The sequence below is a fragment of the Acinetobacter lwoffii genome (genome assembly GCF_024129685.1).
Lineage (GTDB): Bacteria > Pseudomonadota > Gammaproteobacteria > Pseudomonadales > Moraxellaceae > Acinetobacter > Acinetobacter lwoffii_X.
Genome location: NZ_JAMXXL010000011.1, coordinates 25,991 through 45,156, shown reverse-complemented (window position 1 = coordinate 45,156; position 19,166 = coordinate 25,991). Strand labels below are relative to the sequence as shown.

Annotated in this window: 19 protein-coding genes and 1 tRNA gene; 12 read left to right on the top strand and 8 right to left on the bottom strand. The window is 40.3% G+C overall.

Features of this window, described 5'->3' with window-relative positions; genetic code table 11:
• Nucleotides 1–182 precede the first annotated feature (182 nt).
• A tRNA-Arg gene (locus tag NI464_RS07305) sits at nt 183–258 on the top strand.
• 35 nt (nt 259–293) lie between these two features.
• On the opposite strand, the gene NI464_RS07300 is transcribed toward NI464_RS07305, so the two are convergent.
• Nucleotides 294–1,865 (bottom strand): sensor domain-containing diguanylate cyclase, encoded by a 1,572-nt coding sequence (locus NI464_RS07300; RefSeq protein WP_086044638.1) that lies wholly within the window; start codon nt 1,863–1,865, stop codon nt 294–296.
• 995 nt (nt 1,866–2,860) lie between these two features.
• Between NI464_RS07300 and NI464_RS07295 the strand changes: the two genes are divergently transcribed.
• Nucleotides 2,861–3,079, top strand: a complete 219-nt coding sequence (locus NI464_RS07295; RefSeq protein WP_004645598.1) for a hypothetical protein — start codon at nt 2,861–2,863, stop codon at nt 3,077–3,079.
• A 252-nt stretch (nt 3,080–3,331) separates the two neighbouring features.
• On the opposite strand, the gene NI464_RS07290 is transcribed toward NI464_RS07295, so the two are convergent.
• The 3 genes from NI464_RS07290 to NI464_RS07280 form a co-directional block, all read right to left on the bottom strand.
• Complete coding sequence (locus tag NI464_RS07290) at nt 3,332–3,682, bottom strand: hypothetical protein (RefSeq protein ID WP_085064136.1); 351 nt, start codon at nt 3,680–3,682, stop codon at nt 3,332–3,334.
• A 218-nt stretch (nt 3,683–3,900) separates the two neighbouring features.
• Nucleotides 3,901–4,548, bottom strand: coding sequence for a hypothetical protein (locus tag NI464_RS07285; protein ID WP_253138074.1), 648 nt, complete (start codon nt 4,546–4,548; stop codon nt 3,901–3,903).
• A 101-nt stretch (nt 4,549–4,649) separates the two neighbouring features.
• Entirely contained in the window at nt 4,650–5,348 is a 699-nt protein-coding gene (locus tag NI464_RS07280; protein WP_253138073.1) for a DUF3820 family protein, read from the bottom strand.
• A gap of 331 nt (nt 5,349–5,679) precedes the next feature.
• On the opposite strand from NI464_RS07280, the gene NI464_RS07275 reads away from it, so the two are divergent.
• The 6 genes from NI464_RS07275 to NI464_RS07250 all read left to right on the top strand — a co-directional run bounded on the left by NI464_RS07275 (nt 5,680) and on the right by NI464_RS07250 (nt 12,477).
• On the top strand, nt 5,680–6,924 hold the full coding sequence (locus NI464_RS07275; protein ID WP_253138072.1) for an alpha/beta hydrolase family protein: 1,245 nt from the start codon (nt 5,680–5,682) through the stop codon (nt 6,922–6,924).
• 154 nt (nt 6,925–7,078) lie between these two features.
• A complete protein-coding gene (glyA, locus tag NI464_RS07270) occupies nt 7,079–8,329 on the top strand; it encodes a serine hydroxymethyltransferase (protein ID WP_253138071.1) in 1,251 nt (416 codons plus the stop codon).
• 505 nt (nt 8,330–8,834) lie between these two features.
• Nucleotides 8,835–9,239 carry a nucleoside diphosphate kinase regulator gene (gene rnk, locus NI464_RS07265; protein ID WP_004279022.1) on the top strand — a complete coding sequence of 135 codons (405 nt, stop codon included), beginning with the start codon at nt 8,835–8,837 and terminating at the stop codon, nt 9,237–9,239.
• Between the two features lie 341 nt (nt 9,240–9,580).
• The gene (locus tag NI464_RS07260) at nt 9,581–10,372 is read left to right on the top strand and encodes a tellurium resistance protein (protein WP_253138070.1); all 792 of its coding nucleotides are present in this window, start codon (nt 9,581–9,583) and stop codon (nt 10,370–10,372) included.
• Between the two features lie 16 nt (nt 10,373–10,388).
• Nucleotides 10,389–11,522 carry a toxic anion resistance protein gene (locus NI464_RS07255; protein ID WP_253138069.1) on the top strand — a complete coding sequence of 378 codons (1,134 nt, stop codon included), beginning with the start codon at nt 10,389–10,391 and terminating at the stop codon, nt 11,520–11,522.
• Nucleotides 11,523–11,559: 37 nt separating this feature from the next.
• Nucleotides 11,560–12,477 (top strand): hypothetical protein, encoded by a 918-nt coding sequence (locus NI464_RS07250; RefSeq protein ID WP_253138068.1) that lies wholly within the window; start codon nt 11,560–11,562, stop codon nt 12,475–12,477.
• 327 nt (nt 12,478–12,804) lie between these two features.
• On the opposite strand, the gene NI464_RS07245 is transcribed toward NI464_RS07250, so the two are convergent.
• Nucleotides 12,805–13,467: an IS1595-like element ISAcra1 family transposase gene (locus NI464_RS07245; RefSeq protein WP_253138067.1), complete on the bottom strand. Its 663-nt coding sequence runs from the start codon at nt 13,465–13,467 to the stop codon at nt 12,805–12,807.
• A gap of 313 nt (nt 13,468–13,780) precedes the next feature.
• Here NI464_RS07245 and ahpF point away from each other — a divergent pair, with 313 nt between their 5' ends.
• Complete coding sequence (gene ahpF, locus NI464_RS07240; RefSeq protein WP_253138066.1) at nt 13,781–15,346, top strand: alkyl hydroperoxide reductase subunit F; 1,566 nt, start codon at nt 13,781–13,783, stop codon at nt 15,344–15,346.
• 250 nt (nt 15,347–15,596) lie between these two features.
• On the opposite strand, the gene NI464_RS07235 is transcribed toward ahpF, so the two are convergent.
• From NI464_RS07235 to NI464_RS07225, 3 genes are all read right to left on the bottom strand, one after another.
• Entirely contained in the window at nt 15,597–15,851 is a 255-nt protein-coding gene (locus NI464_RS07235; RefSeq protein WP_253138065.1) for a YfhL family 4Fe-4S dicluster ferredoxin, read from the bottom strand.
• A gap of 2 nt (nt 15,852–15,853) precedes the next feature.
• Entirely contained in the window at nt 15,854–17,263 is a 1,410-nt protein-coding gene (trhP, locus tag NI464_RS07230) for a prephenate-dependent tRNA uridine(34) hydroxylase TrhP (RefSeq protein ID WP_253138063.1), read from the bottom strand.
• 133 nt (nt 17,264–17,396) lie between these two features.
• Complete coding sequence (locus NI464_RS07225; RefSeq protein WP_253111915.1) at nt 17,397–17,807, bottom strand: Cd(II)/Pb(II)-responsive transcriptional regulator; 411 nt, start codon at nt 17,805–17,807, stop codon at nt 17,397–17,399.
• A gap of 86 nt (nt 17,808–17,893) precedes the next feature.
• Between NI464_RS07225 and NI464_RS07220 the strand changes: the two genes are divergently transcribed.
• The 3 genes from NI464_RS07220 to NI464_RS07210 all read left to right on the top strand — a co-directional run bounded on the left by NI464_RS07220 (nt 17,894) and on the right by NI464_RS07210 (nt 19,139).
• Nucleotides 17,894–18,517, top strand: coding sequence for a cation efflux transmembrane domain-containing protein (locus NI464_RS07220; protein WP_253138062.1), 624 nt, complete (start codon nt 17,894–17,896; stop codon nt 18,515–18,517).
• A 169-nt stretch (nt 18,518–18,686) separates the two neighbouring features.
• Nucleotides 18,687–18,938, top strand: coding sequence for a hypothetical protein (locus NI464_RS07215; RefSeq protein ID WP_004279009.1), 252 nt, complete (start codon nt 18,687–18,689; stop codon nt 18,936–18,938).
• An 18-nt stretch (nt 18,939–18,956) separates the two neighbouring features.
• Entirely contained in the window at nt 18,957–19,139 is a 183-nt protein-coding gene (locus tag NI464_RS07210) for a YgdI/YgdR family lipoprotein (protein ID WP_085064142.1), read from the top strand.
• Nucleotides 19,140–19,166: the final 27 nt, after the last annotated feature.

Below are 19,166 nucleotides of genomic sequence, written 5' to 3'. Positions count from 1 at the left end.
CAAATGGTGAAAAGTTGAGATATTGTGAGTGATCTCGCAAAATAAGCCAAGTGATTCACGTGCAATTCTGTGTTGCTGTTTTGGAACATTGTATAAAGCTTAAGCATAAAAATGATGAAGTTAGAGATAGTTGCTTTACCTTATGCTTTTTTTTGTTATGATGTGCGCGATCCAAAAAAGATGCGCTCATAGCTCAACTGGATAGAGTACAGGTCTCCGAAGCCTGTGGCGTGGGTTCGAGTCCCGCTGAGCGCACCATTTATTTAAGCTATAAATCTGAAAAATAAATCAAATTAGTAACGCACACAGTTGCGTCCATCATCTTTCGCCCGATAAAGATTGTTATCAGCAATTTTCAGAACGTCTAGAATATTTTTAGAACTGTCTGGCCAAGAAGCAATACCAATCGAAATACTAATATTACCTATATCCTGAATCTCTTTACCTGCAATCTCTTTTCTGAACCTTTCTGCACTTTCATAAACTTCAGTGAGATTGCTGTTCGGTATAATAATGATAAATTCTTCACCACCGTAGCGGCAGCAAATATCATCTTTACGAAATTTTTGCTGCATCGTCTTGGCAATATGCTTTAAGACAACATCACCTTGATCATGACCATAATTGTCATTAATGTTTTTAAAATGATCCACATCCATCAGAAGCACTGAAAAAGGGATGTTCATTTTCATGTTGTGAGTCATGACATAATTCAACCCACGACGATTCATCAAGCCGGTTAAAGGATCTGTATTAATATGATGATCCATTTTGCTCATTTGTTGTGAAAACTTTCGAACACTCAGCAGTAGAGCTAACTTGAATTTTGTGACCTCATAGTACCAAGGCTGGATATTCTTAATTTTTGAACCGATTTCTGCCTGATTTAGCAGACTCGCCATATCTGCCAGTTGATTCAACGGGGCCGAGATAGAGTCAGACAGTCGCCATACAATATAAAAAACAAGCAGATAAAATAAAAAGAATCCTGCGGCTAATTTATAAAGGATAGAATTTGCCTGTTTAAGTAAATCATGGGTGGGTTGTTGGGAAACCACGATCCAGTTTGAAGTCGGAATATGAGAAAAACCCGCCAGATTATCAGTGCCCTGGCTATTGATTAAACGAATTTGACCATTTTTATGCGCATGCATATATTCCAGACCAGTATTATTGCTGGCCAATTGACCGATTCTTTCACGATCGGGATGGAAAATAATTTTATTTTCATTGTTAATCAGATACATATAACTATTCTTATAATTTTTATAAGTGGTTAGAAGCTGATTAATTACATTTTTTTCTTTTAAATAAATCGCTGAACCGATGAAGCCCTGATAGTGATTTGACTTGTCAAAAATAGGTTGAGAAATAAACACAATCATATTTTTTTGCACAGAAAAATAGGGCGAAGATATATAAGTCGATTTTTTATGAAGAGAGTCAATAATCCCTTGAGTATGTTGTATTTTGCTTTTATCAATATGCAGAATATTAGGGGAAAAGTTTATCAGTCTGCCTTGGGTGTCACTGATCACAACACTGTTATAGTGTTCAGACTGATATTTTAATTTATTGACCTCGGCTTCTCTTAGCTCATTGTTATTAAAGTCTTGACCTAATATCTTGGCACTATAGTCCAGCTCAAGAAGCATATTTCTAAAATGGTTGTCTGTGCTTAATGCAATTTTATGTGCATGATCAGAGTTTAAGGCAAGAGAATTGTCGATTAACTGATTTTTTACGATCTGATAGCTAATAATGAGAGAAATAATAAAAAGGCTAGACACACTAAAAATAGCCAATAAAAGTATTAACTGCCTTAAATTGAGATCAAGGTATTTCCTAAAATTATTAGCTGACATAAAAAATTAGATATATCTCGATGTATTTATGAGCATTGTATTGCATTTATATTCAATGTTTAAGGTTGATATAAAATTAAATTTCCATTAGGTGAGAGTTTTTATTTCGATCAAATTTAGAATTTATAGATTGCTTGGCTGTAAATAGGGTGGATTTGAAAAGCTGAGTAAGGCTCTGAATATTTGACTATGCTGCAAATAAAAATATGGTATTTAACGTTCAGAAAATCAATTGAATAATTTTGATTTCCTCATGTAAGTTATTAAATAATCAGACAAAAATATGGTTAATTGACATTGATGGGAGGTTAAATTGTCGCCATTTTTTGAAAAATAATCATTTTAAAATTAGTTGTATCGATTCATGACAGCAGTTTGTTTGAATATTGCGTCCTTTTCCGGAAGTATTTTTTATTTATAAAAAATCATATTCCAACTTAAATTTTAAAGCGCTTATTGAGATTATGAACGAGAGTATTGAGCCATCTATGCAACGGGAAGTTGTATGCTTAATAAGGTATTTTTCTAGAAATCAATAAATTAGATAAAGATGATATGAATGCAAAATTCTTCGTAAGACAAGCCAGAAATATTCTAATCTGCTTTAAAAAAATGACAATTGGAATCTTGTATAAGTCTTCTTTTAGAAGTGTAAAAGAGTATTGTTGGCTAAAAAAATACTGTTATATTGAACTCATGGTAGGTCGTAAAACCAATAAGACGCTACCGATAAGTTGGACGGATCAATGACAGTTAGTTGAGTTTGATGTTCATCACCAGACAATAAATCTAGCACTAGCCATCCAACACAGAGCTCGCAGAAATGCGAGCTTTTTTAATGTCTGCGCAATTCATTCAGTTTAATATTCTTTTTATTATAATCCCTCCAGATAAAAAAGTTTACATTGCCAAATTCGTTAACATCTTGAAGATTAATCGCTTGGCTAATTATGGTATAAAAAACTGCAAATTGGATAATGAGAGAGGAAGGAAAAATGTCAAAGATGATTGATATCAAGGTGAAAGATCAATTTAGCCAAGTGACTGAAGCGAAAGCGATGCTGCGTTCCTTTGCAGAGCACAACATTCATCATGCAGCTGAGTTGGTCAAAAAAATTGAACATATTGTGGTGGATGGTGAAACCATTCTGCCGAGTATTGAGTTGTTGTTTGAAAGCCAACAATCTTCAAATATTTATCGCGTTATCGAATAATTTAATCAGTGAACTTCAGATAGGTAGAAAAAAATTGAACTTATTTATCCGAAATCACCGATTCAGCAGATAAAAAACTCACCATTTAGGTGAGTTTTTTATACTTTGGTGTTTGCTAGCTTGGATACTACTGTATGCAGCTATAATCAGCTTCTGATTCAATATCTAAGAGAAGACAACGTGATAATGGGCTTTAATTGGCCGAAGAAATATCCCATAACAATAAAAAAGCTCGCTGGAGTGAGCAAATATTTAAATCTGTTTAAGCTGCACATTCACATCATATTTTTCAAAATCTTTTAGAATCTGCACTAAAGTTTGCTGTGCGATTGTATGCTCAGGGCTTAAAGAAATTTCCTGACGAGTCGTGCTGTCAAAAAATTCAATGGCCTGGATCAGCCAATGATGCTCAATGGGACTTTTTTGAATCAACACACGGCGCGGTTGCAAGCTGTCACTGATCTGGCGGGGAAGTACATAGGTGATCGCCAGTTGCACAAATTGCAGTTCTTCAACCGGACTTAAAAAGGTAATTACCCAATTGCCAACTTTACTCAGTTGCATGGGATTATCGAACGCATCGAATTCTAAATAATGTGACATATACATGATCCAATCGGATGTCTATGCTCACTATATGGCGGGATTATAATTCTTTTTCTATCACGCTTAAGTCGGATATTTCGAGCTTTAAATTTTACTTAAATATAAATATATCAAATAACCAATTAGTTATCTTGAATAATTAAAGCTGCCTCATTGTTAAACTCACTTATTTAAGAGTTTAAAAGACTAAGATGTTCTTATTCAGGCGCTTCATTTTACTGCAATTGATCTAAAGCAAAATTAATCTGCTTCAGAATGTGATTCAATTCTTGAGGAGCAATGCGACTTTCCTGAAGTGATGTGATCCATTGCATTTGACAAAGTTTCAAACTGCGCACATCCGGTGCCTGTAAAATATGGTGAATTTGCTGCTTGGCCATCAAGCCACAATATTTTTGTAAGCTTTCCATCATCATATATTTAAGGTCTTCAAAAGACATATGTTGCAGTTCAGGCAGCTTTTTTGCATGGCTTGAATCCGTTTCAGCAGATGGAATGTCCTGCGCTACTTTAATGGATTCCATCTCAGGATGGAGTTCTTTTGTCGCAGAAGCTGCTGCTATCGATGAGTCCAACGATCGGTGAATCTCGGAGTGTGCCAGGTCAACTTTTGTATCTGTTCTTGCATCAGCCTGCTTTTGACTGATGGCTACCTCGCCCGTTTCAGCTGGAATAATTAAATCCATGGCATAAAGCTGATCTAAGAGTTCGGCAGGAGCAAGCTGTTGTTTTAAGCCATCATTTAATAAGTTGAAATCCTGGCTGCCGATCAGAACCAGTAAGCGGCGTTGGCGTGCGGTCAGTGGGATGGAGCGATCCTGTAGCACCTCGATCCCACGTTGAGTTTTATAAAAATGCATCATAGCTGAATAGATTGTTGCTAAAATTCAGCTAGAGCATAGTCTGTGAAAATTACATTAATATGAAGTATTTATTAAAATACTGAGGTTTGTTTTGATAAAACCTATAATGTCGTGATCGCCGTATTTTCAAGGGCCTTACGTAAATAAGGATCCAGTTCATCCTGACGCAATAGCCATTGCACATAGTCAGTAGGAAGTTCGGCGATGGCAGTACCGCGATGTTTGCCAAAATTAATCGTACGTGGAATTCGGGCATCTTCAGAAGCGTCGAATAATTCCTGCATACTGTTGATTTTTAAATGATGCACAATATGCATCAAAATATTGGCAGTTAAAATAATATCCATATCGGCACGATGTGCTTTATGGATCATTTCACGCGCTCTTTCGCTGCCTTTGGTGATCATATAGATCAGTGCAGAAATATTGTGTGCTTCCGCATCTGGCCAGACCCGACGAGCTAAAGCCAAGGTGCAAATTGCCTTGATTTTTGAAGTATCTACGCCACATTTTTCGATGGCACGGACGTCATAATCAATATTATGGCCGATCATGTAGACGGTTTCATCAGGTAGGCGAAAGGTAGTGTAATGCGGCTGACCTTCCAGATCCGATTCCAGAATATGATGCACGGCCATGGCAGCAAAAGAAATGGCTTCGTCACATGAATAAAGCTGATCAAACAGGCGGCTTTTATCCAGACTGATTTTATGCTCTACAATTTCGACAGGCGCATAAGCAATTTCGATGGGTTGACCATTTAAAGTATGCGTTTCGGTATCAAGAATAATGGCCTGCATGTCGGAAATGTGCCTGAAAAGAGAGGAGAGTAAAATCTAACATTATTATTTTGCAACTGACAATTGAATTGCTTTATTTCTGTATTAATTGCAGGCTTTTTAACGTATGACGACTATTTGTATAGTTCTGGAGAGGAGAAATTCTCTATTTTAAAGTTTGTTGATTTCATAATAAATCTAAACCGGTGCGAATTTAATAGAAAAAATAACGCATTCTTTTCTTGATATTGTTTAGATAAATTGGGAAATTACATGTGGTTTTATCGTTTGTTAAAGATAAAACCAGAAAAACTCATTAGAGATGATAATAAATAAGATAAGGATAAGATCGATGAAACGTCAAGTATTGACCTGTACTCTTCTCACATTAAGTGTGGCCTTAACTGCTTGTAACGATGATAGTGATAATGATCGTTTTTACGAGTCCAAACCTGCTCTTCCTGTAAATGATATAGACAATCCGGTGGTGGCAACCCCGGTGGCCTATACTGAAACGGATTTCGCCGGGATCGCTGACGAAAGTGTGATCATGACTTATAAGATGTTAGGGATTAATGGTAAAGAAACACAAGCGACTGCATTGGTGTTCACCCCTGAGGGAACACCACCAGCAAAGGGATGGCCGATCGTCGCATGGGCTCATGGCACGACTGGCGTTGCTGACCAATGTGCATCAAGTCGAAATGCACTGAATCCTTTTATCAGGAATATGATTGCTGGATTTCTTCAAGCGGGATATGTGGTCGTTGCACCCGATTATGAAGGTTTAGGTGAGCCTGGTGGAAAAGAGCTCCATCCTTTCCTGAATCTCAAGAGTGAAGCCTATTCGATTACCGATGCCGTTGTCGCTGCAAAAGATTATTTAGGGACAGATGCATCTAGTCAATGGATGGCTGTTGGGCATTCTCAAGGGGGACAGGCAGCTTTAGGTGCTGCACAATATGCAGCACGAGCTGCTCAAATGACTTATAAGGGGACAGTGGCTCTAGCACCTGCTTCTAATTTTAGCCTGATTTTGTCAGGTGGTGAGGCGCAAGCTGGACAAGAAACCGATCTGGGTAAAAAGATTGAAACTTTGGCGTCTTTAGATACGTTCACGGCATTGATTACTGCCGGTTTACGTAATCCAAACCCAAATCTGCAATATAGCCAGATTTTTAAAACACCGACTGACCAGATCGCCAAGAATGCGGAAACTGATTGCTATGATGTACTGGGTAATAAATTTGGTGCTGCAATGGGACAGTATGCTCAAAATAACGGAACTTTAGAAGGATATCCGCGTACTCAAACCAACTTCATGAGTATTCCGGTGGTGAAAAACTTCCTGGATAAAGATTCTCAGCCTTTACAGGTCAAAGTGTCTACGCCAGTGATTATTTATCAGGGTTCAGCAGATAGTACCGTTCCGAAAGCAGCAACAGATGTTTTGGTTGCACTCGCCAATCAGAAACAAACTTCAGTACGTTATATTACGGATGAGTCAAATGCGACTAAATGGGATCATGGTAGCGTCTATGCACTGAATATTCCTAATATTATTTCAGATGTAAAATCTCTAATGCCAATTCAATAACTTATTTTTATCTGAATGGCTCATGTTTTTTTAGATATGAGCCATTTTTATTGCAAACTGAATAAAGTTCATGATCGAAAATTTAAAACTTCATGCTACAATACGCGCCAATCTTAGCACGGCTTAAAAGCCCTAAATCAATAGGACCTCGCTAATGTTTGCCAATATCTCTATCGCTGAATTTGATCCAGAATTAGCTCAAGCAATCTCGAATGAAGATGCTCGTCAAGAAGCTCATATTGAGCTAATCGCTTCTGAAAACTACTGCTCACCAGCAGTTATGGAAGCTCAAGGTTCAAAACTTACTAACAAATATGCGGAAGGCTACCCAGGTAAACGCTACTATGGCGGTTGCGAGTATGTAGACGTTATCGAACAATTGGCGATTGACCGTGCTAAAGAACTCTTTGGTGCTGATTATGCTAACGTTCAGCCACATGCTGGTTCACAAGCAAACTCAGCAGTTTACTTAGCGCTTCTGAACCCGGGCGATACAGTTCTGGGTATGAGCCTTGCTCACGGTGGTCACTTGACTCACGGTGCAAAAGTAAGCTTCTCTGGTAAAACATATAATGCGATTCAGTACGGTTTAAACCCTGAAACTGGCGAGATCGATTACGAAGAAGTTGAGCGTTTAGCGCTTGAGCATAAGCCACGCATGATCGTTGCTGGTTTCTCTGCATACAGCCAGATCGTTGACTGGCAGCGTTTCCGTGAAATCGCGGACAAAGTTGGCGCTTATCTGTTTGTTGATATGGCTCACGTTGCAGGTTTAGTTGCTGCTGGCGTTTACCCAAGCCCGGTGCAAATTGCTGACGTTACGACGACGACGACTCACAAAACACTTCGTGGTCCACGTTCTGGTCTTATTCTTGCGAAAGCAAACGAAGAAATCGAGAAGAAACTTCAATCGGCTGTATTCCCAGGCAACCAGGGTGGTCCTTTGGTTCACGCAATTGCTGCAAAAGCAATCTGCTTTAAAGAAGCAATGGCACCTGAATACAAAGCTTACCAACAACAAGTTGTGGTAAATGCGAAAGCAATGGCTGAAGTATTGATCGCACGCGGTTATGAAGTAGTTTCTGGCGGTACTGAAAACCATTTGTTCTTATTGTCTTTAATCAAACAAGACATCACAGGTAAAGAAGCTGATGCTTGGTTAGGTGCTGCTCACATTACTGTGAACAAAAACTCTGTACCAAACGATCCACGCTCTCCGTTCGTCACTTCAGGTATCCGTATCGGTACACCTGCAGTAACAACTCGCGGTTTCAGTGAAGCTGAAGTGCGTGAGCTCGCAGGCTGGATCGCTGACATCCTTGATGCGAAAGGCGATGAAGCTGTGATCAACGCGGTTAAAGAAAAAGTTGCAGCGGTATGTGCTAAATTCCCAGTTTATGCATAATTGCTTATAAACGGAAAGGAGCTCCCAACCGGGAGCTTTTTTTATAGCTGTAAAAATAACGATATAAAAGATGTTTGGCCTTGATCGGACTTACATAGATCGATTTCCTTGCCGTAAGAGATTGAGTCATCAATAAAATCATATTGAGTTTTTCTCAGTCTGGCTTAAAGTCTTTTATCAACTATTTGTATTTTAAAATGCTTTAAAAGAATGGATGCATTCGTTGCACGCTTTGATTGAAATTATTTACAGGAATTATTTTCAGAACCTGACACTTTAAAACTAATAGGTTATTGAGCTGAAGATCATGGTAGATGAAGCGCTTGAGTGAATCCCATGTTACTGTAAGGTGGTGCTGATATAAGCGCCGTGAATGACATCATTCTTTTTATTTAAACGTTATATGGATCGGTATCATTTGAATATGGGTAAATCCTGTATTTAAAAATGCTGCTGGCGGTTGATTGATTAATTTTTCATTTATGCATTAAACAAGGTAATAAGGATGACTAAACCCAACATTATTTTATCTGAGCAAGATTTACATCGTCTGGAAACGATGCTGGAGAATCAGAGCAAGCTGAGCGAAACCATGATCCGCTTAGAGGATGAATTGGCACGTGCCGAAGTGGTCGAGCCGCAAGCGATCGCAAGCAATATCGTGACCATGCATTCCCGTGTGTTGTTGACCATTGCACCTTCTACGGAAGCTGTTGAGGTGACACTAGTTTACCCACACGAATTTAAAGGTGAAAAGGGGCAGGTCAATGTCATCGCACCGATAGGTGCAGCCATTTTGGGCTTAGCAGAAGGTCAAACCATTGAATGGCCACAACCGGATGGTAATACCATGAAAGTGACCATTGAAAAAGTGCTGTTTCAGCCGGAGAGCGAAGGGGATTATCTTTAAGCCAGCGTTGGATCATCCTTGAAAGCCATAGCAATATGGCTTTTTTTGTATATGGATTTTAAGTAAAACCTGATGTTGTAAGCATTTAGATCAGATTGAATACATTTTAAAGTTCTAAATGCTTAAAGTTAAATAATTCTCAAAATGTAATGTAGTCATTTATCTCTGCAATTGAATCGTATTGCCAAAATCATAATTAAAATAAAGATAAAACATGGATTTAGTTAAAGTGATGTAACGAATTTCTGGATAAATATACACAACGCGGTCTGTTTTTTTGCTACATTCGAAGATGTTCTAGACTTCTTTGTTTCACTTTTTTAAAGGATATCGCCTCAACCATGTCGCGCTTTGAAGCTCTACCTGCCTTGACTGACATGATGCTTGATCGTGAGAAAATTCTGGCGATTAAGCGTAATGAGCTTGTGCCTGTACTGGATAATCAATATGGGCTGAATCATTATGCAGATGCTTTGATTCAGGCACAGTCGGTTCTGCTGAATGGGGTCGATCCGCACTTGACCCAACAGTTAAGCCAGACCATTGAGCAATTGATTCAGGCGCTGGCAGAATCTAAAAAATATCTGAAAAAACGTAAATTTAATGCCCTGCAGAAATGGCTTGGTATTGATCTGGATTATGGCTCAAGTCAGGTAGAATATTATCAACGGCTGGACCGTTTGCTGGATCAGGCCGATCACTTAAGCCGTAAATTACAGATTGAAATCCAGAAATCCCAGTCGCGTTTTCAGCAGCTGTTGGGGTTGCGCGAACAGATGGCCAAGCACATTGTCGCTGCAGATGAGTTTTTATCTGAATATCCGCTATTCGTCAAAAACCAGCATCCACTGGATAATTTTTCAGAACGCCTCTCCAAGAAAATTAATACCTTACGTACCTTACAAAGCAGTAATGACATCGCCATTACCCAGATGCAGCTTTCGCAGCAGCTTTCCTTTAGCCTGCTGGATCGCTTTAAGGAAGCACAGCAGGTCTTGATTCCGGCTTGGCAATATCATGTCAAACAAAGCCAGACGAAACACTCGACAAGTGATCTGGAAAAACTTGATAATAGCCGTGAGAGTCTGATTAAAACGTTAAAAAAATCCCTCGAGAAGCCCTCGAAAACATAACAATATAAGGTGAACTATGACCAAGTCTGATTTAGTAAATTTACCTGTTGAAAGCTCGAATGAACTGGTCGAACAAAAATTCCAGCAAATGGACCTGAAAGAACTGGGCTTACAGTCTGCTGACTTTCAGGAGGTGCTGGCTGCACGTAAAGAGTTGCAGAACATGAGTCATAACAGCGTGGCTGAATATGGCAAAAATATTGCGACCAAAACTTCGACCTATACCGATGAATTACTGAATCTGGTGCAAAATAGAGATCTGGATGCGACAGGACAGAAGCTGAATCAGGTGGTACAGGTGGCTCAGCAGCTGAATACCAGCAGTATTCTCAATAAAAAGAAAAGTTCGGGTTTTTTTGGCAATATCATTAGCAAATTCAAAGGTGCGAAAGATAACTTTGATGCGCATTTCAATACCACTAAAGAGCAGCTAGATGTACTGGTGAAAGAGATTGAAACCTCGCAATCCGGTTTGAAAGCACGTGTTGATACCCTGGATAAAATGTTTGACGGGGTACAGGATGAATATAAACAGCTCGGGGTACATATCGCCGCAGGACGTTTACGCGAACAGGAGCTGCAACAGGAAATTTCCGCTTTAACCGCCTTGCCGCAAGATCAGAGCACCACCCAGAAAATTTATGACCTGAACCATCTGGCCAATAATCTGGAAAAACGTGTCAGTGATTTACAGGTACTGCAGCAATCTGCGATGCAGACCTTGCCAATGATCCGGATTATCCAGTCGAATAACCTGATGTTGGTCGACAAGTTTTATGCGATCAAAAATATTACTTTACCAGCGTGGAAAAACCAGATCAGTCTCGCAATTTCATTGAGCGAACAGAAGAACAGTGTGCAGCTGGCCAATACCATTGATGATGCTACCAATGAGCTGCTGCGCCGTAATGCTGACCTGTTACATCAGAACTCGGTTGATACGGCTAAAGCCAACCAGCGCTCGGTGATTGACATCGAAACGCTTGAACATGTGCAAAATACCCTCATTAAAACTGTAAATGATGTGATTCAGATCCAGAAAGAAGGTGTACAAAAACGTACACAAGCAACCGTGCGTTTGAAAGCTTTGCAGGATAATCTGAATCACTTGGTGATTGAATCAAGTACCAGTGGATCCAAGCCCAACTAAATCAGGTAGGGCCAAAATCTGAAAGAAGGAGTAGAGATTGCCGCCCTTAGATGAATACGCCGTTAAGCCTCAGGACATCAAGCAGGGGGTAGTTGCACTCAAGAAACGTCAACGCAATTTGATGCTATTGGGTTTGACCACCTCTACCGTATTTATAGCCTCACTGATCAGCCTATTTTTCCAGCAGGAACTGGTCTATGGTTTTTTTGGCCTAAGTACCCAAGTACAGCAATTGCATTTGCCGGTCAGTGTAGATGCCACACTGGCCAGCATTGATGATAGTCCAGATTATTTTTTTAGTTTGCTGAGCTGGTTTGGCTGGCTGATTATTAAAATTTTTGCCTCTTTCATCGGTGCATTTTTTGTGATTGGCTTACTGAAAAAGTTGCGTTTCTTTTATGTGCGCTTTCAGTCTTTTGTGCTGAAATTTGTCGCCTGGCTGATTGCTTTTATCGTAATTTGGTCAGGTTTAACTTACTGGCAGCATGATCTGCGCAATGATCGGGAGGATGCTTATCAGCAAGTGGTGTATTACGACAGCAATATCAATGATAGTGAAATCGCCCGTTATCTGGCCGATTCAGAGATTGCAGCACCGGTGAAATCTTATTTACTGGCGCAAACGGCATTGCTGCATAAGCCGCAGGATTTATCTGCCGCAAAACCTTATGTTTTAAACCTGGTTGAAGCAGAAAAACAGGATCCTAAATTTGAACAATATGGTTTCAAGCCTGAACAAATCTGGACCATGCAGCAACAGGTCTATGGTCAAGCCATGACACCAGTCGCCAAGAGTGTAAATACACAGGTGCAACAGGCGGATCAGTTAAATCAGATCACGAATCTGGTTATTATTGGTGTTGCTATTTTATCGGCACTAGTTAGCCTAATCTTGTTTTTCTTGGCCAACTCAATCAAGGGTCGTTCTCTGCGTATCGAACAGCGGATTCATTAATTTCCCAAAATGCTCCTGAATAGGGTAATGCTGATCAGTTAAGGAATTTAGAAATAAACTCTTTAGCTTTTCAGTCGTTTATGAAAGAGTCTTAACTTTTTAAATCAAATACTTGCAATATCACTTGTTACTTTGGTTTCGCCCAAAGTAACCAAAAGCATTTGTCATCCGCAAAACTCGTCAGCCACTATCCCTTAGTAAATTTGTCGCAAAAACAATCATTTTTTAATGTAGTCCTGCCTCAAACAGTTGCGGATGACTTTGCTACCTATCAAATATAATCTTGAATTTAAAAAAGGCTCTAGACTAGCAGATTTACACTTAATTTTACCTAATGAGGTTCCACAGCTCAGTTGCTAACTCATTAGGTTCCCTCATCCAACGCCATTCAGTTTCTTTAAGATGATAATCAAAGTACTCTTTTGATATGCCGTTAAACTTTGCTAGCCTTCTTTTACAAAAGCTCCAAAATGATTCTATTCCATTTATATGACATTCTCCTCTAGCAAACTCATTTGCTCCGTGATTTACCCTAAAATGCTTTGAATAACCCACATCAACAAGACCATTATAGCCACGCCATCCATCACTATAAATCACACTCTCAAGTGAAACTTTACCAATGATAACCTCTTGTAAAGTCTTCATTTTACAGTCAGGTGCGATTTCAGTATAGACGCGCCCATTACGTTCGAATATTCCAAATACTGGCTGTTTTAGAGTCCCACGACCACGCTTTAACTTTCCATGAAACCCACGTTGCCTTTTCGCTCCAAAATAGCTTTCATCTACTTCTATTGAACCAACAAACTTAGCTCTTAAATCTGTTTGATGATCATAGATAGTTTCTCTAAAAAGCATGTACCAATAGTTAATCGTATTACGATTTAAATTGAGTAATAAGGCTGTTTTGGAAGCAGGAATATCAACACAAAAGCATTGAATAATTTTTTTAATCTTATAGTGACTTAATTTACTGTTTTCTATCATGATTCTAGACTAACATAATCATTTTGCTAGTCTAGAGCCTAAAAAAAATGCCAGTCAATTGCTTAACTGACTGGCCTGGCATTACCTGAATAGGGAGCATTTTTTGATGGAATTTCAACGCTATTTTTAAGACAACCTATTCAACTTGCTCTATATAGCCCAAAAATAAAAACAAGGCAGCATAAAGTCTATAACTGGATTAATAATCTAAAATACCGATCAATAAAATAAAAACAAACTGTTTTACCTATTTATTCAATTCATTTAATATCCTGTTATCAAATAAACATTTACTCCTTTGGAGACGTTAGCAATGTTAGATCAAAATACTTCAGCCCAACTTAAAACCTTATTAGAACGCCTAGAAGGCCCGATTGAACTGGTCGCGACTTTAGATGATTCTGATAAATCAGCCAAAATTCAGGAACTGGTTTCCGAAGTAGCTGCACTGTCTGATCTGGTGACTGCACGCTTTGATGGGACCAATGCACGTGCGCCAAGTTTTGGGATTGTCAAACAAGGTGAGGAACCGCGTGTGTTCTTTGCAGGCTTGCCAATGGGTCATGAGTTTACTTCGCTGATTCTGGCATTGCTGCAAACTTCAGGTTATGCACCGAAAGTCTCTGATGAAATACTGGCGAATATTAAAAGCCTGGGTGTTCAATCTAATTTCGATGTGTTTGTATCCTTAAGTTGCCATAACTGTCCGGATGTGGTTCAGGCACTCAACCTGATTGCCATCTATAACCCGGGCACTACAGCGACCATGATTGATGGGGCTTTCTTCCAGGACGAAGTCGAAGAACGCAAGATCATGGCGGTGCCGATGGTATTCCAGGACAACCAGCATATTGGTCAGGGTCGTATGACGCTGGAAGAAATCATTGCCAAACTGGATAGCAATGCCGCTGCCAAAGATGCGAAAAAACTGAATGCCAAAGATGCCTTTGATGTCCTGGTGATCGGTGGCGGCCCTGCGGGGAATACCTCTGCCATCTATGCAGCACGTAAAGGCATTAAAACCGGGATCGTGGCTGAACGTATGGGCGGTCAGGTCATGGATACCATGGACATTGAAAACTTTACGTCTGTACAGAAGACCCAAGGTCCTAAATTTGCAGCCGAGATGGAAGCCCACGTGCGTGAATATGGTGTCGACATCATGAACCTGCAACGTGTCTCTAACATCAAAGGTGCAGATGAAACGGCCAATGGTCTGGTGGAAGTCACGTTAGAGAATGGTGCCAAACTGGAATCGAAAACCGTGATTCTGTCGACTGGTGCACGCTGGAGAGAGATGAATGTTCCGGGTGAGCAGGAATATAAAACTCGTGGTGTAGCCTACTGCCCGCACTGTGACGGTCCACTGTTCAAAGGCAAACGCGTCGCTGTGATTGGCGGTGGTAACTCGGGTGTTGAAGCCGCGATTGACCTGGCGGGGATTGTGGAGCATGTAACTTTGGTGGAATTTGATACCAAGCTGCGTGCGGATCAGGTGCTGCAAGACAAGCTGAACAGCTTGCCGAATACCACCGTGATCAAGAATGCCCTGTCGACTGAAGTGCTGGGTGATGGTTCACAGGTGACCGGTCTGAAATACAAAGACCGTGCCACGGATAAAGAGCATGTGGTTGAGCTGGCGGGGATCTTCGTGCAGATCGGTTTGTTACCAAACACGGACTTCCTGAAAGAAACCCAAGTTGAGCTGACTAACCGTGGCGAGATTGTGATTAACGACCGCAACGAAACCAATGTGAAAGGTGTGTTTGCGGCAGGTGACTGTACCACAGTGCCGTACAAGCAGATCATCATTGCCACCGGTGAAGGTGCCAAGGCATCACTGTCTGCTTTTGATTACATCATCCGTTCAGGGCAATAAAAAAAATAGCACCTGGGTTCCCCAAAACCGAGGTGCTATATCTTATAAATACATTATTATCTCTTTATAGGAACTCAGGACGCTAACACCCGAGTTCCTTTTTTTTATATTTATTATTGGATCAGCCAAAAGTGTCCCCACACACTTTCAGCTGTTCTTTTCCTCTCACTTTTTGTTTTCAACCCTTATTTTTATACTTTCCCCAAGGTTGTCTTTACATGAAGCAATGTATATTCCATCGCTTCATTTTTTAAGATTTAAATAAGTTCAAACCCTTAAATTTTTCCAGTAATTGCTCCTGTGTTTCCCGATATTCCGGATGTGGAACAATGCATTCAATCGGACAGACATCTACACAGGTCTGATGTTCATAAAAACCGACGCATTCCGTACAACGTTTTACGTCAATTTCATAAACCTTTTCACCCTCATAAATCGCGTCATTCGGGCATTCCGGTAAACACATATCGCAATTGATGCATTTGTCGGTAATCAGCAGTGCCATATTTAACTCGCCTGATAAGCCAGTGAAGATGCCGAAATATCCGCAGTCGAACTTGGCAGATTACGGATGAGCAGGGCATATTGCATATCGACATCTGCCGGAACCGGAATCTCGACAATATGACCTGAACCTTTGGCGTTTTCGATCAGATTACCTTTTTTGTCTTTCATTTCGGTTAAAGTAAAGCTGATATTTCCTTGAGTCGTCATCAGTTCCAGTGAGTCACCCACCATAAAACGGTTTTTCACATCGATCTTGATGTAATTCCCATTGCGCTCTAGCACTTCACCGCAGAAAATTTGATGATCAAAACTGGAAGAACCATGTTCATAATTCTGATATTCACTATGCACATGGCGGCGCAGAAAACCTTCAGTATAACCACGATTCGCTAAGCCTTCCAATTGTGTCATCAGTGACGGATCAAAAGGTTTACCCGCAAGTGCATCATCAATCGCTTTACGGTAAATTTGAGCAGTACGGGCACAATAGAAATAAGACTTGGTACGGCCTTCAATCTTGAGTGAATGTACACCTACTTTGGTTAGTCGCTCTACATGCTGGACTGCACGTAGATCTTTGGAATTCATGAAATAAGTGCCGTGTTCATCTTCTTCGGCAGCAAACATGTCTTCTTCGTTGCGCTGCAATAGTACAGGCTCATCAAACTGATGTTGTTCTTGCATGTGTTGTTCGTCGGCATCTTTTGAGCAGCAGCCTGAATCCAGATTTTTTACCGGAATGACATCACCGGTTTCATCTTCCTTGGCTTCCAGAACTTTATATTCCCAGCGGCAGGCATTGGTGCAGGCACCCTGATTGGCATCACGTTTGTTCATATAGCCAGACAGCATGCAACGGCCAGAGTAGGCCATGCATAGCGCACCATGAACGAAGACTTCAATCTCCATATCAGGTACGTGCTGTTTGATTTCTGCAATTTCTTCAATCGACAGTTCACGTGACAGAATCACACGGGTCAGTCCCATGTTTTTCCAGAATTTCACGGTTGCCCAGTTCACGGCATTGGCCTGAACAGACAGGTGAATATCCATCTCTGGAAAATGTTGACGCACCAGCATGATCAGACCTGGATCGGACATGATCAGCGCATCTGGCTGCATCGCCACTACAGGCTCTAAATCACGAATAAAATTTTTCAGCTTGGAGTTGTGCGGTTGGATATTGACCACCACATAGAATTTTTTGCCTAGTTCGTGTGCTTCTTTGATGCCAATCGCTAAATTGTCATGGTCAAATTCATTATTACGAACCCGCAGGCTATAGCGCGGCTGGCCGGCATAGACTGCATCTGCACCATAAGCAAAAGCATAGCGCATATTTTTGAGTGAGCCAGCTGGTGAGAGAAGTTCGGTAACGGTGGTGATGCTCATGATCAAATCGAAAGACATATAAAAATTACGGCTTTATTCTAATCATCTGGAATTTGGATTCAACCTAGTAAATCACTCGGAAATACGCGATTTGGATGTAAAACAAGGTTTTATTTTAAGTAGGGAATCCTCCATAAAATGTCTTCAATACTCAATCATTTTCAGGATTTTCAAGCGTTTTTAAAATCTGGCAATGATCAATAGTGGTTGGGGTGTTGCAACTTTCTCTCAGTGTGATCAGTTGCCGTTCAAATATTTGTAATTCTTTAATTTTATTTGAAATATCTAAAAGATGCTGATCAATCAATTGGTTTACGGCACAGCATTCCTGATCCGGATTTTGTTCAAGTTGAATCAGGGTTTCAATCTCTTTTAATGACATGTCTAAGGCACGGCAACGCTTGATAAAAAGCAGTCTTTTTAATGCGTCTTCACCATAATAACGATACTGATTACTTGCTCGAAAATTCGGCTGGATAAAGCCTTTTTTCTCATAAAAACGTAGGGTATCGGTGCTTAGACCAGTTTTTTTGGCCATTTCTGAAATCAAATAAACTGACATATCACCCTCCTGCTTGACCTTGGAGTTAGTCCATAGTTTCTAATCAATTTATCGTATTTTAGATAAAAAATCATCGGGGGAATGATATGGCTTGTAGTTGTAGTCCTGAACCGGCACCCATCAAGCCCAACAGCAAATTTAGAACAGCGCTATGGATTGCCTTGCTGGTGAACTTCACTTTATTTGTAGTGGAGCTGATCGGTGGTGCATATGCACATTCATCAGCCTTGTGGGCAGACGCGCTAGATTTCTTTGGTGATGCCGTCAATTACGGGATTTCTTTGGCTGTACTAGGTGCGAGTCTGTATTGGCGGGCAACAGTCGCTTTGGTGAAGGGAGTGACCATGGCGTTGTTTGGTCTGGTGGTTATTAGCAAAGTGATTTATGCCTATCTGCAAGGTATTCCACCTGAAGCACTGACAATGGGCCTGATTGGTGTGCTGGCCTTAGTAGCGAATGTATTTACAGCAGCAATTCTTTATGCTTTTCGTGAAGGTGATTCCAATATGCGGTCGGTCTGGCTCTGTAGTCGCAATGATGCAATTGGCAACTTTGCGGTCATTTTGGCAGCCGTAGGCGTATTTGGTACAGGCAGTCTTTGGCCGGATATTATTGTGGCTGTAATTATCGCTACACTCGGCATCACATCAGGTTATCAAGTGATTAAGCAGTCTCTGGAAGAAAGATCACTTAAACATAAATCCAGCTAATTTTTATATTTAAAGCTGTCCTGCAGGGCAGCTTTTTATTTATTTCAATTTTTATAATATTTGAAAAATAAAGCTTTACAAATAAACAAATTAAATTAGAATCTCTGGCGAAATTCAGAAAATATACATAAATTTTAATAATTTATTTTTATATTCTAAGAGGGTTAATGTGAATTTAATTAAAATTTTTTCAATATTGGCAATATCGGGGCTAGCCGCTTGTAGTTCCAAAGTCGTGACTTATGATGCAACAGGAAAAATCATCGGTTCATGTATGGCGACGCGTGGCCTACTTTCGACCGCAAGTGCACATTGTAGTGGTTCAGGCGATGCCTTAGGTGTGAATTACAATACGCCAGATGCGAATACAGGCCTGTTACCAACGCCACCAAGCCAAAATCAGATTAATTTAAAACCGTAAATAATAAAGGGGAATATCATGAAATTATCAGCACTTATTGCACTTGTAGCGACTGTTATATTGACGGGCTGTGCATCGTCAGTAACTACATTTGACTCTCATGGCCGTATGATTGGTTCATGTAAAGCGCAAACGGGTTTCATCATTGCAGGTGGCGCAGGCTGTTCAGGTTCTGCAAACCAGGAAGGTCGCGATCGTTAATTATTTAGTGATGGTTCCAATAAAAAA

What these genes read in the sequence shown, in the direction of transcription:
- NI464_RS07300 (WP_086044638.1), bottom strand. Translation starts at nt 1,865, where the DNA reads ATGTCAGCTAATAATTTTAGGAAATACCTTGATCTCAATTTAAGGCAG.
- NI464_RS07295 (WP_004645598.1), top strand. Translation starts at nt 2,861, where the DNA reads ATGTCAAAGATGATTGATATCAAGGTGAAAGATCAATTTAGCCAAGTG.
- NI464_RS07290 (WP_085064136.1), bottom strand. Translation starts at nt 3,682, where the DNA reads ATGTCACATTATTTAGAATTCGATGCGTTCGATAATCCCATGCAACTG.
- NI464_RS07285 (WP_253138074.1), bottom strand. Translation starts at nt 4,548, where the DNA reads ATGATGCATTTTTATAAAACTCAACGTGGGATCGAGGTGCTACAGGAT.
- NI464_RS07280 (WP_253138073.1), bottom strand. Translation starts at nt 5,348, where the DNA reads ATGCAGGCCATTATTCTTGATACCGAAACGCATACTTTAAATGGTCAA.
- NI464_RS07275 (WP_253138072.1), top strand. Translation starts at nt 5,680, where the DNA reads ATGAAACGTCAAGTATTGACCTGTACTCTTCTCACATTAAGTGTGGCC.
- glyA (WP_253138071.1), top strand. Translation starts at nt 7,079, where the DNA reads ATGTTTGCCAATATCTCTATCGCTGAATTTGATCCAGAATTAGCTCAA.
- rnk (WP_004279022.1), top strand. Translation starts at nt 8,835, where the DNA reads ATGACTAAACCCAACATTATTTTATCTGAGCAAGATTTACATCGTCTG.
- NI464_RS07260 (WP_253138070.1), top strand. Translation starts at nt 9,581, where the DNA reads ATGTCGCGCTTTGAAGCTCTACCTGCCTTGACTGACATGATGCTTGAT.
- NI464_RS07255 (WP_253138069.1), top strand. Translation starts at nt 10,389, where the DNA reads ATGACCAAGTCTGATTTAGTAAATTTACCTGTTGAAAGCTCGAATGAA.
- NI464_RS07245 (WP_253138067.1), bottom strand. Translation starts at nt 13,467, where the DNA reads ATGATAGAAAACAGTAAATTAAGTCACTATAAGATTAAAAAAATTATT.
- ahpF (WP_253138066.1), top strand. Translation starts at nt 13,781, where the DNA reads ATGTTAGATCAAAATACTTCAGCCCAACTTAAAACCTTATTAGAACGC.
- NI464_RS07235 (WP_253138065.1), bottom strand. Translation starts at nt 15,851, where the DNA reads ATGGCACTGCTGATTACCGACAAATGCATCAATTGCGATATGTGTTTA.
- trhP (WP_253138063.1), bottom strand. Translation starts at nt 17,263, where the DNA reads ATGTCTTTCGATTTGATCATGAGCATCACCACCGTTACCGAACTTCTC.
- NI464_RS07225 (WP_253111915.1), bottom strand. Translation starts at nt 17,807, where the DNA reads ATGTCAGTTTATTTGATTTCAGAAATGGCCAAAAAAACTGGTCTAAGC.
- NI464_RS07220 (WP_253138062.1), top strand. Translation starts at nt 17,894, where the DNA reads ATGGCTTGTAGTTGTAGTCCTGAACCGGCACCCATCAAGCCCAACAGC.
- NI464_RS07210 (WP_085064142.1), top strand. Translation starts at nt 18,957, where the DNA reads ATGAAATTATCAGCACTTATTGCACTTGTAGCGACTGTTATATTGACG.